Below are 15,326 nucleotides of genomic sequence, written 5' to 3'. Positions count from 1 at the left end.
GACTGGAGAAGGATCCAACGGAGAGTTTGAGTGATGTCATCTTTAATGCGGAAGCCGAGCATGGTGGCGCTGGTGCTGGTGACCGGCACCAGCACCCTGTCGACCGACACCTACATCGCCTCGCTGCCCGAGGTGCAGGCCACCCTCGGCACCACCTCGTCGATGGCGCAGCTGACGATGACGGCATTCATCGTCGGCATGGCCGCCGGCCAGCTGCTCTCCGGGCCGGTCAGTGACTCGCGGGGCCGGCGGCGCCTGATCATCGCGGCTTCCGTGGCGTTCACCGTGCTGTCCGTGCTGTGCGCGCTGGTCACCAGCGACTGGCTGTTCGTCGCCGAGCGTGCCGTGCAGGGCATCGCCGCTGGAACCGCCGTGGCGGTCGGCCGGGCCGTGGTCAACGACGCCTGGAAAGGCCGGGCCGCCTCGGCCATGTTCGGCACCCTGTCGTCGGTGTCGCTGATCGGGCCGGTCATCGCGCCCGCCATCGGCGGAGTGCTCGTCACGGTCGGGAGCTGGCGCATCGTGTTCTGGTTCCTGGCCGCGGTCGGCGCCGCCATGGTGATCGCCGCGTACCTGCGGCTGCCGGAGACGCTTCCGCCCGATCGACGCCACCCCGGCGGCCTGGCGCAGCTGCGGCACCGTGCCACCGACCTGTTGCGCGATCGCCATTTCGCCGCTCCGGTGCTGGTCCAGTGCATGACCACGGCCGGGTTCTTCATCTACATCGGCGGGTCGTCGTTCGTGCTGCAGGAAGGCCTCGGTGTCAGCACCACGATGTACACGATCATCTTCGCGACCAACGCGACCGCGATGGTCACCGCGAGCGTGACGTTCCGGATTCTGGTCATGCGTACCGGACCGGTCGTGCTGCGCCGGTGTGCGATCGCCGTGCAGACGACCGGTGTGCTGGCGCTGTTCGCCGCCGCCGTACTGGCCGATGACCACCGGCCGCCGCTGGCCGTGGTGTGGGTCTGCCTCGCTGTGATGACCGCCGGGCTGGGCATGTACCTGCCGTCGAACGGCGCGATCGCCCAGTACGCCGGCCGGCGCGCCGCGGGCACCGCGTCGGCGTTCGGCGGCGGGCTGCCGTTCCTGGCCGGGGCGCTGACCACACCGCTGACCGGGCTGCTCGGCAGCCAGACCGTGCTGACCATGGCGTCCTGCATGGCCTTCTTCTTCACCTGCGCGGCGGTGACCAGCATCCTGCTGCGCAAGAACACCCTCGACCCGGACATCTCACCTGTTAGGGAGCCGGGTGAAGTGGGTACGACCACGCTCCCGTAGGTTGGCGGTTCCACGCATCCCCAGACGAGAGGCCAGAGCACACATGACGGCAGATCCGGCAGAGGATCAGCGGGCGCTGTTCGGGCAGTCCACCGCCGTGTTCGCCCTGCTCTCCGGTCCCTCGCACCTGGTCGAGACGGCCAATCCGGCGTTCTTCGCTGCCATTGGAGCGGCCATCGGAGCGGCCACCGGCGACGATGAGGGCCGGACCGGGATCCCGCTCGCGCAGCTCGCGCCCATACTGGCCGAGCAAGGGTTCATCGCCCCGCTGGATGAGGTGCTGGCCACGGGTGAGCCGTACACCGGCCGCGACGTCCGCGTCGAGCTGGACGGGCGGGAGGCGTTCTTCGACTTCACCTGCGAGCCGCGCCGCGACGTGCCCGGAATCTGCGTCATCGGCGTGGAGACCACCCAGGTCCGGCACGCCCAGCACCTGATGGCCGAACATCGTGCCCTGCTGGAGCAGATCGCCCGGCAGGCGCCGCTGACCGACGTGCTCGACGGGATGGCCCGCAGCATCGAGGACCTCGCGCCGCAGGAGGTGCTGGTCTCGGTGCTGCTCGCCGACCCGGACGGTCGTCACCTGCGCCACGGGGCCGCGCCCAGCCTGCCTGCCTTCTACAACGAGGCGATCGACGGGATCGCCACCGGTGAGGGCGTCGGCTCGTGCGGGACCGCGGCGCACCGGCGCGAGCCGGTCATCGTCACCGACATCGGCACCGACCCGTTCTGGGACGACTTCCGGGAATTGGCCGGGCGGGCGGGCCTCGCCGCGTGCTGGTCGACGCCGATCCTGGCCCGGGATGGCGGTCTGCTGGGCACCTTCGCGATGTATCACCGGGTTCCCCGCGTACCCCAAGAAGGTGATCTTGCCTTGGCTCGGGTTTTCGCTGGGACGGCGGCTCTTGCCATCGAGCGGCACCACAGTGAGCAGGCGGAACGCGCTGCGGAGGCGCGGGCTCGGGCGGCGCACGACGACCTGGCGGCGGCGATGCGGGCCGAGCGGGAGCTGCGCGCGGAGGCCGAGCAACGTGCTGCCGCGGCCGCGGAACTCGCTGCCCGGATGGACGCGGCAGCGGCCACGCTGGCCGCGAAGCCGCATCCGGAACGGTGCCAGCTCGGCGGTGGCGCCGGATGCGACGCGCCGGCCGAAATCAAGATCGCTGACTCGTGGGGCGACGCGGCGTGGGGGTGTCCCTCGCACGTCGAGGAAGCCATCATCAACGTGCGTTCGGTCTTCATCGCCAGCGAGGAACTCGGTGGGCTGGCGGCGTACCTGAACCGATGATCGCTCAGTAACGGAAACGCGACACCAGCGTACGGAGCTCGGCGGTGACCTGGGTCAGCTCGCCGACCGCCTGTTCCGACTGGCTGACCAGTTCGGTGGTGGTCCGCGCGACGGCGGCCACGCTGCCGATGTTCGCGGCGATCTGCCCGGAGCCGCCGGCCGCCTCCGCGACGCTGCGGTTGATCTCATTGGTGGTGGCGGTCTGTTCCTCCACCGCCGACGCGATCGTGGTCTGGTACGAGTTGATCTGCTCGATCACGCCGGCCACCTCGGAGATGGCGCTGACCGCGCCGGCGGTGTCGGCCTGGATGGTCTGCACCCGGCGGGCGATGTCCTCGGTGGCCCGCGCGGTCTCCTGGGCGAGGTCCTTGACCTCACCGGCGACGACGGCGAAACCCTTGCCCATCTCACCGGCCCGGGCGGCCTCGATGGTGGCGTTCAGCGCCAGCAGGTTGGTCTGTTCGGCGATGCTGGTGATCGTCCGGACGACCTCGCCGATCTCCCGGCTCGAGTCGCCGAGACGCTGCACCGACGCGGTCGTGACCTGCACCGCGGTCACCGCCCGGCCGGCGACGGTGGCAGCCTCGTTCGCGTTCTGCGAGATCTCCCGGATCGACGCGCCCATCTCCTCCGAGCCGGTGGCGACGGTGTGCACGTTGCGCGACACCTCGTCGGCGGAGGCCGCAACCATGTCGGCCTGCACCGAGGACTCCTTGGCGCCCTCGGCCAGCTGCGCCGACAACCGGCCCATCCGCTCGCTCGCCGAGCTGAGCGTGTCGGTGCCTCCGGCCAACCGGCTCATCGTCGAACTGATCGATTCCAGCGCCGCGTTGACCGACCGGCCCATCTGCCCCAGCTCGTCGTCGGAGCCGGCGTCGAGGCGACGGTTCAGGTCACCGTCCGCGACGGCCGCCATCACCGTGACGGCCTCGCCGAGCGGCCGGGTGATCCGGCGGGTGATCAACCACGCGACAGCGATGGCGACCGCTGCCGCGGCCAGCAGCACAAGCCCCATGACCAGCAGGAAGTTGTCGCCGATGGCACGGGCCGAGGCCGTCTCGGTCTTGTTCTGCGCCTCTTCCAGGTCGATGAAGACGTTGATGACCCGCAGCCACTCGACGAACGCGGGTTTTGCCTGGTCGTTCAAGAGCGAGACCGCTTGGGTACGCGAACCGGCCTGCCGCAGCTCGATGATCTGCGCAACCAGTGGGTTCGTGCTCTCCTGTACCGCTGCGATGTCGGCCAGGGCAGCCTTCTCCGCATCATTGACCTTGGACGAGTCCGCGAAGATGCTCGTCATCTTCGTCTCGGAGTCCGCGTACTTCTGCGCCAGCTCGGTGATCAGGGCGGTCTCTTCGTCGAGTTGCGCATCGGTCGTGCTGTACACGACGTCGCGGATCGCGATGGCCCGGTCGTGCACACTTCCCCGGAAGTTGATCGCGTAACGCTGCTTCACGGCGTTGACGTCGTTGATGACGGTCAGCTCATCATTGATCTTGTTGACCTGGGCGACCCCGACGACCACCAGCGACACCATGGCGAGCACCACCACGGCGAATCCCGCCGCCAAGCGCCGGCCGATCGTCAGATTTCTCATGCCGTTCCGTTCGCCGTGGATGTGTCCGACAGGGGACCTGTCGGCAATCGTCCGACAAACCTGACGATTTCCCGGAAACGCGTCGCTACGACAACCGGACCGCGGCTCAGCCGGTGACCGGCGATGCCGATGAGCGGATTGTGCCGATCAGCCGATTTCGCGGCGTGCCGGCGTGGCAGACGTGCCTGGTCGCCGGCATCGCCGCGACCATCGTGTACGCGCTGCTGCCCGACGGCGGCGGGTGGCATGCGACGGGTTACGGCCTGATCGGCGCGGGTTGTGTCGTCGCGGTGGTCGCCGCGGTTCGCTTCTACCGGCCCGATCAGCCCGGCACCTGGTACACCTTCGTCGCCGGGCTGGCCGTGTGGCTGGCCAGCACAGTCCTCAACCGGGCCACCTCCCATCCGGCTTCATCACTGATCAGCAACGCGTTGGACATGGCCGGTTATCCGCTGATGTGCTGGGCCCTGGTGGGTCTGATCCGCGGACGTGCCCGGGCACACGACCGTACGGCGCTGATCGACGCCGGCCTGGTGGCGACCAGCCTCGGGCTGCTGTACTGGACGTTCGTGCTGGGTACGGTGGTCGCCGAACAGGGCCTGCCCTGGCCGCAGAAACTGGATGCGGTGGTGATCGCCGCCGGTGACATCGCCCTGTTCGTTCTCTGCTCCCTGCTGGTCACCACACCCGGCGCGCGGACGGCGAGTTATCGGCTCCTGCTGGTGGCACTCCTGCTGACGGCTGTCTCCGACGTCCTGCTCGTGGCGAGCGACCCCCGGCCGGGGCAGAGCGGGCCGGCCGACGTGCTGTCGTTGCTGGCGAACGTCGTGGTCGCCGCCGCCGCGTCGCACCCGTCGATGCGGCGGCTCACCGTGCCGCTGGCCCGGCCACCGGCGTTCGTGCGGCCCCGGCTGATCCTGCTCATCGTGACCATCCTGCTGGCGCCGGCCGTCGGCCTCTACCGGGGCGTCACCGGTCACGCGGGTGAGAACTGGCTTGCCGCCGGTCTCTGCTCGATCCTCCTTTTCCTGCTGGTCGGAGTACGCATGGCGGGGCTGCTGCGCCGCGTCGAAACTCAAGCCCGCAGGCTGGCACAACTCGCGCAGCACGACGCGCTGACCGGACTGCCGAACCGCCGCCAGTGGGACGAACGCCTGGCCGCCGCGATCACCGACAGCGCGGCCACCGGCGAGCCGCTGTTCGTCGCCCTGATCGACCTGGACCACTTCAAGAAGTACAACGACACGTACGGCCACCAGGCCGGTGACGAACTCCTGGCCGGTGCCGCGACCGCCTGGCGCGGACAGGTACGCGACGGCGACCTGCTCGCCCGTTACGGTGGCGAGGAGTTCGGTGTGCTGCTCACCGGCTGCACACAGGCCGCGGCGATCGGCGTGCTCGACCGGCTGCTGGTCGTCACCCCGCAGCGCCAGACCTTCTCGGCCGGCCTGGCCCGCTGGGACGGCCGCGAGGGGCCGCGAGCGCTGCTGCAGCGAGCCGACCAGCTTCTGTACACGAGCAAACGCGCCGGCCGAGCCCGCATCACCGCCGACACCGAGCAGCGCGCCGAAGCCGTGTCCGAACGAGGCTGACCGGACGAGCATTGATGGAAACGGTAACCACGGTTACATTGCTGGGGTGAAGCGAGTCGGGAACATCGTCCGGTGGGTGCTGCTGTCGTACCGGATCCCGCGAGAGCCATCGCAGCCGCGGATCGCGGTGTGGCGCAAACTCGAGCGCCTCGGCGTGGCCCGGCTCGGGGACGGCTTGGTCGCCCTGCCCGCCGACGACCGGACCCGGGAGCAGCTCGACTGGGTTGCCGAGGAGGTGGTCGACAACGGTGGCACCGCGATGATCTGGATCGCCGAGACCGGCGACGCCGAGCAGGAGCAGGCCATCATCGACGGGATGCGGGCTGATCGCGCCACCGAGTACCAGTCGGTGATCGACCAGGCCCGTGCCGTCCCCGGCGACGAAGCGGACCGTGGCCGGCTGGTGCGCAGGCTGCGCGGCGAACTGCGCCGGATCACCGAGCGGGACTACTTCGCACCGCCGCAGCGGGAGTCGGCCCGGCTCGCGGTGCAGGATCTCGCCGGCGCATCCGTGCGGGAAACCGCGTGAGGTGGGCGACGCGCGCCGGTGTCCACATCGACAGGGCCGCGTGTGCCTGGCTGATTCGCCGGCACATCGATGCGCAGGCGGAGTTCCTGTTCGTCGACGACCGCATGGCTGTTCCCGCCGGGGCGACACCGTTCGACATGCGTGGGGCCGCTCTCGGCCACCACCACGGTGACTGCTCGTTCGAGACGATTCTGCGCCGGTACGAACTGCACGACCCGGTGCTGTGGAAGATCGCCGAGATCGTGCACGAGGCGGACCTGGCCGACGAACGCTATGACGCCCCGGAAGGCCCCGGCCTGGACGTCGTCCTTCGCGGACTGTCGATGACCTGCGACGACAACCAGGTGATCGCGCTGGCTGAACCGATCTTCGACGGCCTTTACGAGTACCAGCGCCGGCTGGTGCTGCTCAACCGCCCGCCCGGCTGACCTCGCAGGAGACGCACTGTGACGACCACCCAACCCGGAACCGCTGCCGTGCCGCCTGGCGACGTCGTGCCGTTCGGGCAGGCTGTCCGGGTCTGGTTCAGCATCTCGCTGCAGACGTTCGGAGGGCCGGCCGGGCAGATCGCCGTCATGCAGCGGCACCTCGTCGACGAACGCCGCTGGATCGGGCCGAAACGGTTCCTGCACGCGCTGAACTACTGCATGCTGCTGCCCGGCCCGGAAGCCCAGCAGCTCGCCATCTACGTCGGGTGGCTGCTGAACGGCCTGCGCGGTGGTCTGGTCGCCGGAACCCTGTTCGTGCTGCCCGGTGTGGTCGCGTTGCTGGCGCTCTCCGCCGTCTATGTCGGCTTCGGCGACACCACGGTGGTGACCGCCCTGTTCGCCGGTCTCGCCCCGGCGGTGGTGGCGATCGTCGTGCAAGCCGTGTGGCGGCTGTCCGGTCGTGCGCTGACGAACCGGACCCTTGTCGTCTTCGCGGTACTCGCGTTCCTGGCCCTGGCCGGGTTCGCGGTGCCGTTCCCGGTCGTGGTCGCGGCGGCCGCCCTCGCGGGCTGGGCGTTGCACCGCTGGCGGCCGCGGCTGGTCGAGTCCACCGGCGGGCACGGTTCGGCGACGACCGGACCCGAGCCGCTGATCTCCGATGACGTGCTGCACCACGACCGGCCGTCGGGGCGCCGGACCGCGACGATCCTGACGGTCGGGCTGGCCGCCTGGTTCGTGCCGGTCGCGCTGTTCGCCGTGTTCACCGGCACCGGCAGCGTGTACACCCAGCAGGGCCTGTTCTTCTCCGGCACCGCCGTGGTCACCTTCGGCGGGGCGTACGCGGTGCTCGCGTTCGTGGCGCAGCGAGCCGTCGAGCACTACGCCTGGCTGTCCGCCGGGGACATGGTCCGTGGCCTGGCCCTCGCCGAGAGCACGCCGGGGCCGCTGATCATGGTGGTGCAGTTCGTCGCGTTCCTCGGCGCGTACAGCAACCCCGGCAGCCTGGACCCGTGGGTCGCCGGCGTTGTCGCGTCGCTGCTCACCACGTGGGTCACGTTCGTGCCGTGTTTCCTGTTCATCCTGCTCGGCGCGCCGTACGTGGAACGGCTGCGCGGCAACCGGTCGCTGTCGGCCACGCTCACCGGCATCACCGCCGCGGTCGTCGGCGTCATCGCGAACCTGGGCCTCTACTTCGCCGTGCACACGCTGTTCGGCGAGGTGCGCGAGGTCGGCGTGGGTCCACTGCATCTCACTGTTCCCGACTTCGGCACCGCTCGTCCCGTACCCCTGGCAATTGCCGCGGTAGCGGCGGTTTTGATCTTTTGGCGGTCGTGGCCGGTGTTGCGGGTGCTCGGGCTCTGCGCGGTCCTGGGCCTGATCGCCGGGCTCGCGGGGCTGCCGGGCGTCTGACTCCCGATCCCGTCAGCACCGGGTTCAATGACGGCCCGTGGGTGCCGAACAGAGGGATGTGACTGTGGTGAGCGGCCCGGCGTCCCCGCGGCGGCGCCGGGCCGGCGCGGCCTTGATGGTGCTCGTGTTGCTGGCCGGGCTGGTGGTGACCGGCACCGCCTATGCGGCAGTCGTGGCCGGTGAGAATCGCTACGCCGACCAGGTCATGGATCGTTACGCCGGTGAGGTCACCGCGGCGATCACCGACCGGGTGACCCGGTACGGCGAGACGCTCACCGACATGGCGTACGCGGTCGGCGCACAGTCGGACCTGAACGCCGGCGACTTCACCCGGATCACCGCCGGGCTGGACACGACCCGGCTGCCCGGCGCGAGTGCGCTCGGATTCGTCGTGCCGGCCGTCACCGCCCAGACCGGCGCGGTGCAGCGTTACTGGCGTGCCCGGGGCAATCCCACCCTGTCGCTGAAACCGGAGGCGGGGGAGGCGATGCACGAGTTCCTCGTCCTGGAGAAAGCGTTCGACGAACGCGACATGCAGGGTACGGACGTGGGCGTCAGCGAACCGATCAGCGCCGCGCTGTACACCGCCCTGCACAGCAACACCCTGGCGATCAGTTCCGCCTATCCGGCGTTGCGCGACAGCACGGTGCCCGCGAAGGCACGTCAGAGCAGCGTGGTGCTGACCGTGCCGGTGCACAGCGGGCTGGGCTCGGCGGCGCCGGACAAGTTCAAGGGCTGGATACTGATGGGGGTGCGCGGCCAGGACTTCCTGGCGCAGGCCCTGCTCGACCGCGGAAACGGCACCGTGCAGGTCAGTCTCACCGACTCCGGCGAGTCCGGCGCCGTCATCGCCGCCGTGAGCCCGGGCACCCGAGCCTCCGGCACCACGCTGGTGCGCCAGCACAACCTCTCCGTCGGGCAACGCCGCTGGCACGTCACGGTGTGGCCCACCCACCGGCTGCTCACCACCACCGACCGGGGCATGAGCCGGCTCACCGGGGCCGCCGGCGTCCTCCTGACGATCCTGCTCGCCGTCATGATCGGCAGCCTGGCCGGCAGCCGTAACCGTGCTCTGGAACAGGTCGACCGGGCCACCGCCGCGCTGCGCCTGGACATCACCCGCCGCGAGCACGTCGAGGCCCAGCTCCAGCAGCTGGCTTTCCACGACCCGCTGACCGGCCTGGCCAACCGGCTGCTGTTCTACGACCGTCTCACTCACGCGATTGCCACGCACGCGCGCGGCGATCGTACGTTCGCTGTGCTCTTCATCGATCTGGACGGCTTCAAACAGATCAACGATCAGCGCGGCCATCATGCCGGTGACGCCGTCCTGCAGGAGGTCGCCATCCGGCTGCGTACCGAACTGCGTGTCGGTGACACGGTGGCGCGTTTCGGCGGTGACGAGTTCGCCATCATCCTGGAGGGCCTGGCCGACGACGTCGCCGCGCGCCCGACCGCGGAACGGGTGATCGCCGTGGTTCAGCAGCCGATCGACATCGACGGGGAGCCGGCCCTGGTCTCGGCCAGCGTGGGCATCGCGGTGAACCGGCCCGGCGTGGACGCGGAGGACATCCTGCGGGAGGCGGACGCCGCCATGTACGCCGCGAAGGCCGCCGGCAAGAACCGTTATGTCGAAGCCATCAGCTGAGTGTCCTCGTTGATCAGGGGCGGCGCCGGCGCGACGTGCCCGGGCCGGCGCCGCTGTGCCGTTAGACTCGCCGACCATGGGATTGCTCACCTTCAGCCTCAACGTCACCCTGGACGGTTGCGTCGACCACCAGGAGGGGATCGCCGACGAGGAGACGCACGCCCTCTTCACCCGTCTCATGGACGAGAACGGAGCAATGCTGTGGGGTCGCGTCACCTACGAGATGATGGAGGGCTTCTGGCCGGCCGTCGCCCGCGGCGACGAGGAGGTGCCGCCGGCCATCCACGAGTGGGCGGTCAAGCTGGAGGCCAAGCCCAAGTACGTGGTGTCGTCGGCGCGCACGGACTTCACGTGGGCCAACAGCCACCACATCGCGGGCGGTGACCTGCGTGAGGGCGTACAGAAGCTCAAGGACGCGACCCCGGCCGGGGTCCTCCTCGGAAGCGGCAAACTGGCGACCGAGCTCGACCGGCTGGACCTGATCGACGAGTACAAGCTGCTCGTGCACCCCAGGATCGCCGGCCACGGGCCGACGCTCTATCAGGACGGGCTGGCCGGCACGCGCCAGCTCGAGCTGGTGTCGGCGGAGCCGCTCCGCAACGGCGCGGTGTTCATGCATTATCGCCGCGCGCGCTGAACCACAGGAGCGAACGGGCTGCGGAAGTATCAGCCACTGATCACCGAAAAGGAGGGTTGTTCTGGCTCTGTGTCACCGGCAGGATGGGTCCATGTCGGAGAGTCCAGCGCCTGCCAATCCGCCGATCGCCGGCGATGTCAAGGAGGCCGACGGCCGGCTCCTCATCTTCGACGGCCAGGACTGGGTCCCGCACGTGCGGATCGCCGACGACGACGCGCTGGTTCTGCTCCGCGAGGGCGACGAGCCTGGCGCGGTGGGATGACGCTCCCCTCGATCGCGCAGGATCCCCTCGAACCCGTCGCCTCCGTTGCCACGTCAGGACTTCCGTCGCCGTTGGACGCCGTTGCGGACATGCGGGCCGCCGCGCGGTGGACTGCCGCTGCCGTGGGCGCGGTCGGGGCCACACTGATCGCCGGTGTCCCACTGACCGCGCTCGGCCGGATCGAGAACACCGGTGACGCCGTCGCCATCGCCATCGGTCTTGCCATAGCCATGGTGGGCGTCGCGTGGGCGATCTGGCACATCTCCGAGGCACTCACGCCGCCGGTCACCTCCTTGGCGACCTATCACCGCCGCGAGACCGCCGGTCTGCGAAATCTCGCGGCCACCGATCCGTCCGCGCTGTTCGGCCAGTTCGGTGACCTGGAATCGTTACGCGACGCCCTGCGGATGCGGCGGCGAGCAGTGGCCGCTCTGGAGGCAGCCGTCGCCCGGAATCCCACCCGGGAGATCCTGGTGCACGGCTTGGAGGACGCCCGGGTCAACCTGGCGGTGGTCCAGCAGACCAGCCAGCGGCTGCTCGCCCTGATGCACGCCTGGCAGGTGCGGGCCCAGTTGCGTCGCGCGCGGGTGCATGCCGTCCTCGGCATGCTGGTGGTGACCGTCGGCGTCGCCATCTTCCTGTCCGCCACTCCGGAACCCCCTCCGGAACCGGCCAAGAGCGCCGCGCCCAGCGCCGTTGCCGTCTGCTGCCTCCACAACGGCGCCGAGCTGAAAGGTAGGTGGACATGAACGACGGTCCTCGATATGTCGACGACCTGCCCGACCTCATTCAGGCCGACGAGTACGACGACTACCCGGACGGCAACCTGGTGCGGCTGCGGGTCTCGTTCACCGAGAACGGACTGGAGATCCTCGGTGACGGCATGCGCCCGGAGGCGCTGGAGGCGCTGCTGCGGCGGATAGGCAGCGGGCCCATCGACCAGATGCTGTGCGGCTGAGCGGGAACCCGACCGGCCTCAGCGGATCAGCTCGACGAGCAGGCGGCGCATCTGCCCGGCCTCCGGGTCGGTGACCAGTTCGAACCGGTGGGGCGATCGCTGCGCCGACGCGCCTCCGGGCCTGATCACGTCCACCCGCCGCAGGCCGGGGACCTCGGGGAAGGACTGGTACGGCTGGGTGAGCAGGATCGCCCGCGCCGGGCCGGAACGACCGTCGTCGGCGTCGCGCCGGACCGCCGTGAGGGCTCGTGCAGCGTCGCGGGGCCGGGCCGGCGTGGCCCGCCAGTGGTCCCACAGGAGCACCAACTCGGCGGGGGCGGTGATCCACCGGACGTCCGCGGGATCGCCCAGACTGATCACCGCGACACGGCGCCGCGACCTGACCTGGGCGGCTCCGACCAGATGGGCAACCGAACGGAGCGTCACGCCGACCCGTCCGAAGGCCGGCGGGGTGTCGTCGAGGACCACGACGACGGTGCCGGACAGGCGAGGGTCTGCTCCCTCGGCGGTGCGGAAGAGCAGGTCGTGATTGGCGAACCGGGCCTCCAGCGAGGGCTGCGTGATGGCCAGCTCCCGTGGCAGCAGCCGGGCCAGCGAACCCCGCCGGGACAGCCCGGTGTAACCGCCGCCCGTACCCGAGCCCTGGTGGCGCAGATCGCCGCCGATCGGCTGCTGGTCGATCAGTTCCCGGGCGACCGGCGGTAACTCGGGCAGCGACGGCAGGCCGAGCAGGCGGACCGGCAGCAGCGGGTCGGCGGCGATCGCTCGCGGACCCAGGATGGTGAGCAGGCCCAGGAAACGGCCGGCGACCTGGTCGACAGCCATAGCGACGATCTCCTCACGCACGTCCACCGGCTCTGCGGGGCAGTGGTACGCGGTCAGGACGCGCTGCAGGTCCGCTTCGAGCCGGTGCCGGGGGACGTCCTTCGGCGCACGGAACCGGGCCTGGCCGCGAATGTGCTTGGCGATCAGCAGCACGATGCCGTATCGGGCCCGGGCCGGCCAGTCCAGCGCCCGCAAGCGAGCCATGGCCGCCGAGTGGGCGACCGCGGTGGCCAGCAGCGGCCCGCTCGTGCCGGTCGCCACCAGCAGGTCGGCCAGCAATCGCAACGGCACCTCGGCGCCGGACGAGGCCACCACCGCCCCGAGCGAGGCGACCTCGGCCGGCCGGCAGTCGTGCGGGAGCGGCACCTCCGGCGCCGCGGCTCCAGGCGGCGGCGGGCTGAAGGCGCACTCCACCGTGCCACTGACGTAGGTGCCGACCTCGATCGACCCGGGCTCGTTCCAGCGAACGGCCCAGAGCGGCGAGTGCCGGTCGTGATCGCCCGGAACCGGGCGCAACACGGCGAGCAGCACGTCACCGGCGACGTCCCACACCTCGATGCTGTCCGGCGCCGCTACGAAGCACAGCGCGGTGCCGTCCGGTGACCAGCAGAGTGCCGGCGCCTGCTGCGGCCCGGAGGTTTCGCCGAGGAGGCGGACCACCCGCCAGCTCCGGGTGTCCCACACGTGTACCGGCCCGTGGCGGGGCCGTCCCGGCGCCGCGGCCAGCCGGGTGCCATCCGGGGACCAGGCGATCCGGCCGTACATGCCGTGCGGGCCCGGCGCCTCGACCACGACGTCGCGGGCCCAGGTCGCCACCGACCAGATCAAGATCCGGTTGCGGGTGCCGGCGGCCAGGTGGGTACCCGCCGGCGCCCAGGCCGGCCGGCCCAGCTCGTCCCGTTCCGGGCGGCGCACCAGGACGTCCTGCTCCCGGACGTCGACGACGGTCAGGCCCTCCGGCCCGGTCACCGCGAGGTGCCCGGGCCGGCGCGGATCGAAGGCGCATGCCCGGTGACCAGAGAGCACCCAGTGGACCTCGCCGTCATCGGCCCGCAGCACGTGGATGCCGGCGCTGGGCTCACCGGCAGTTACCGCGACGAACTCCCCGTCAGCGGAGACGTCAAGGTCGAGGATCGGCCCGTCCGTGGCGAGTCGTGTGCTCCACACCGGGCCGGCGCCGCGCCGGTGGACCTCGTCGGCCGCGGCCGCGTACCGGGCACCCCCATGCACGGTGGTGACCGGTTCAACGAGGGATCCGCTGGCCGCCATGCCCCGTACATGGAAGTCGAGGCCTCGGTACGGGCACGCGGACCTCATGGTGCGACCGACGGTGCTGCCCATCGCTTCCGCCCACGCGGCCGGTGACGTCACTGCTGTTGCTCCGCCGCGCGGCGGTAGAGGATCGCCGCTCGGCGTTGCTCGCCGATCTGTTCGAGCAGTTCGGCAGCGGCCTCGAAAGCACCTCCCGCGACGAGGTCGCCGGCCTTGTCCAGCACGGCTGCCCGGGTGACGCCGGTGACAGGCTCATCGGCCTCCCCGGCCTCCGGCCGGTATCCGCTGATCTCCAGGTTCTCGAGCAACCGGAGCGCCTCCGGCGAGAGGTCACCGGCGACCTCGGCCGGCCCCTCGAGCCACATAGTCCACGCCGGGCAGGAGCGATCCAGTTCGAGCCGGACGGTGCCTGCCCTGGTCGCCACCACCAGCACGTTTCCGTCGACGCCGAACAACGCCGGTCGCGCGGTGACCGGGACCGGTGGCCGCAGCACACATCCGGATTCCAGGTAGAGGCCGTCCGGGCCGAGATGGCGGACCGGGACACCGAGCGGGATGTCGGCGAGGTCCTCGGCACCGGTGCTGACCAGCAAGTGCCGGCCCGGTCCGGGAACCAGGGTGGCGTCGTTGTGCGCGGTGGTTCGCTGCAAGTACCCACGCAGCGGTGCGAGCTCGGCGTCGCTCACCAGAACGGCGTCTACCCGGTAGCCGGCGCCTGGGCTGACCGCCACCGCCACCGCCGACCGCTCCAGGTGGGCGAGCGGGCGTGGCGCCGCCGGCAGTTCGTCCGCCGGGCACACGACCGGCGCGTCCAGCAGGTCGGTGCCGTTCACCGGCTGCCCGGCCAGATGGAACGCCCACAGCCGGTCGGACACCAGCCAGCCCTGGTTCGGCGGCACCAGCGTCCGCAACCGGTTGACCGTTTGCGGGAAGCGGTACCGCACATCGGTGAGCAGATCCTCCGCGCCGTCCGCGGGCCGGCCGACGAGGACGGCGGGCAGTTCGGCCAGGTCGTTCAGGAACGCGGTCCTGGCGTGTTCATCGGCCGACAGGCGCAGGTAGATGCCGTGGATCTGTTGCGGCGCGGCAACCGGCCACCAGACGGCGGTCGCCGCCCGGACGGATCCGATGCCGAATGCCCGCCGGAGTATCAGCCGGCCCACCGCACCCGGGGCGAGTACGACCAGGTCACCGGGGGTTGATGCCGGTACGGGAGTGTGGGGGAGCCCGTCGAGCAGGGACGCCGCGCTCACCTCGGCCAGCAGCAACTCCGAGTAGTAGGACGGCATCGGCTCCGGGCCGGCGCTGTGTCCACGGACCCGGACGACCCGCCCGTCGCGGATCGCCGCCAGCCTGCCGCCGGCCAGCTCGACGAGGTGGCCGATCTGCGGGATCGTGGCGTCGACGCTCACCCACACCGGCCGAGCGGCGGGCCGGGTGATCGGCCACCGGAAGAAGCGTGCTGACCGGGCGAGATCCACTTCCGGATCCGGGACGGACATACCGACGAAGGTCAGCGCCGCTGACGCGTCCGGGAACCAGCCGAGGACCCGGACCTGGTGCAGCGGCGGGTCACCGGTCGGTTGCAAACTCATG

Annotated in this window: 14 protein-coding genes; 11 read left to right on the top strand and 3 right to left on the bottom strand. The window is 70.7% G+C overall.

All coding sequences use genetic code 11. From position 1 onward, the window contains the following. The first annotated feature begins 33 nt into the window (after nt 1–33). A complete protein-coding gene (locus tag ACQP2E_RS20930) occupies nt 34–1,284 on the top strand; it encodes a multidrug effflux MFS transporter (protein WP_433824610.1) in 1,251 nt (416 codons plus the stop codon). Between the two features lie 43 nt (nt 1,285–1,327). Next, on the top strand, nt 1,328–2,572 hold the full coding sequence (locus tag ACQP2E_RS20925) for a GAF domain-containing protein (protein ID WP_433824609.1): 1,245 nt from the start codon (nt 1,328–1,330) through the stop codon (nt 2,570–2,572). A gap of 4 nt (nt 2,573–2,576) precedes the next feature. On the opposite strand, the gene ACQP2E_RS20920 is transcribed toward ACQP2E_RS20925, so the two are convergent. Further along, nucleotides 2,577–4,169, bottom strand: coding sequence for a methyl-accepting chemotaxis protein (locus ACQP2E_RS20920; protein ID WP_433824608.1), 1,593 nt, complete (start codon nt 4,167–4,169; stop codon nt 2,577–2,579). A gap of 140 nt (nt 4,170–4,309) precedes the next feature. Here ACQP2E_RS20920 and ACQP2E_RS20915 point away from each other — a divergent pair, with 140 nt between their 5' ends. From ACQP2E_RS20915 to ACQP2E_RS20875, 9 genes are all read left to right on the top strand, one after another. Further along, entirely contained in the window at nt 4,310–5,761 is a 1,452-nt protein-coding gene (locus ACQP2E_RS20915) for a GGDEF domain-containing protein (RefSeq protein WP_433824607.1), read from the top strand. A 46-nt stretch (nt 5,762–5,807) separates the two neighbouring features. Then, complete coding sequence (locus ACQP2E_RS20910; RefSeq protein ID WP_433824606.1) at nt 5,808–6,290, top strand: Chromate resistance protein ChrB; 483 nt, start codon at nt 5,808–5,810, stop codon at nt 6,288–6,290. Beyond that, on the top strand, nt 6,287–6,718 hold the full coding sequence (locus tag ACQP2E_RS20905; protein WP_433824605.1) for a chromate resistance protein ChrB domain-containing protein: 432 nt from the start codon (nt 6,287–6,289) through the stop codon (nt 6,716–6,718). The genes ACQP2E_RS20910 and ACQP2E_RS20905 overlap by 4 nt, the downstream gene beginning before the upstream one ends. Nucleotides 6,719–6,736: 18 nt before the next feature. Beyond that, nucleotides 6,737–8,128, top strand: coding sequence for a chromate efflux transporter (gene chrA, locus ACQP2E_RS20900; protein ID WP_433824604.1), 1,392 nt, complete (start codon nt 6,737–6,739; stop codon nt 8,126–8,128). A 64-nt stretch (nt 8,129–8,192) separates the two neighbouring features. Continuing rightward, complete coding sequence (locus ACQP2E_RS20895) at nt 8,193–9,776, top strand: diguanylate cyclase domain-containing protein (protein ID WP_433824603.1); 1,584 nt, start codon at nt 8,193–8,195, stop codon at nt 9,774–9,776. 76 nt (nt 9,777–9,852) lie between these two features. After that, the gene (locus tag ACQP2E_RS20890; RefSeq protein WP_433824602.1) at nt 9,853–10,413 is read left to right on the top strand and encodes a dihydrofolate reductase family protein; all 561 of its coding nucleotides are present in this window, start codon (nt 9,853–9,855) and stop codon (nt 10,411–10,413) included. Between the two features lie 91 nt (nt 10,414–10,504). After that, entirely contained in the window at nt 10,505–10,675 is a 171-nt protein-coding gene (locus tag ACQP2E_RS20885; protein WP_433824601.1) for a hypothetical protein, read from the top strand. Next, complete coding sequence (locus ACQP2E_RS20880) at nt 10,672–11,424, top strand: hypothetical protein (protein WP_433824600.1); 753 nt, start codon at nt 10,672–10,674, stop codon at nt 11,422–11,424. The genes ACQP2E_RS20885 and ACQP2E_RS20880 overlap by 4 nt, the downstream gene beginning before the upstream one ends. Beyond that, nucleotides 11,421–11,633 (top strand): radical SAM-modified peptide, FtsH ternary system-associated, encoded by a 213-nt coding sequence (locus tag ACQP2E_RS20875; RefSeq protein WP_433824599.1) that lies wholly within the window; start codon nt 11,421–11,423, stop codon nt 11,631–11,633. Before ACQP2E_RS20880 ends, ACQP2E_RS20875 begins: the two co-directional genes overlap by 4 nt. Before the next feature lie 18 nt (nt 11,634–11,651). Here ACQP2E_RS20875 and ACQP2E_RS20870 read toward each other — a convergent pair whose 3' ends face one another. Both ACQP2E_RS20870 and ACQP2E_RS20865 read right to left on the bottom strand, forming a co-directional pair. After that, nucleotides 11,652–13,829 (bottom strand): hypothetical protein, encoded by a 2,178-nt coding sequence (locus tag ACQP2E_RS20870; protein ID WP_433824598.1) that lies wholly within the window; start codon nt 13,827–13,829, stop codon nt 11,652–11,654. Then, complete coding sequence (locus ACQP2E_RS20865) at nt 13,826–15,325, bottom strand: hypothetical protein (RefSeq protein WP_433824597.1); 1,500 nt, start codon at nt 15,323–15,325, stop codon at nt 13,826–13,828. Before ACQP2E_RS20865 ends, ACQP2E_RS20870 begins: the two co-directional genes overlap by 4 nt. Nucleotide 15,326: the final 1 nt, after the last annotated feature.

Source organism: Actinoplanes sp. CA-015351, assembly GCF_050955685.1.
In the GTDB taxonomy this organism is placed as follows: domain Bacteria; phylum Actinomycetota; class Actinomycetes; order Mycobacteriales; family Micromonosporaceae; genus Actinoplanes.
Note: the sequence above shows the minus strand (reverse complement) of the source record. Positions and strands in the feature narration are given on the sequence as shown.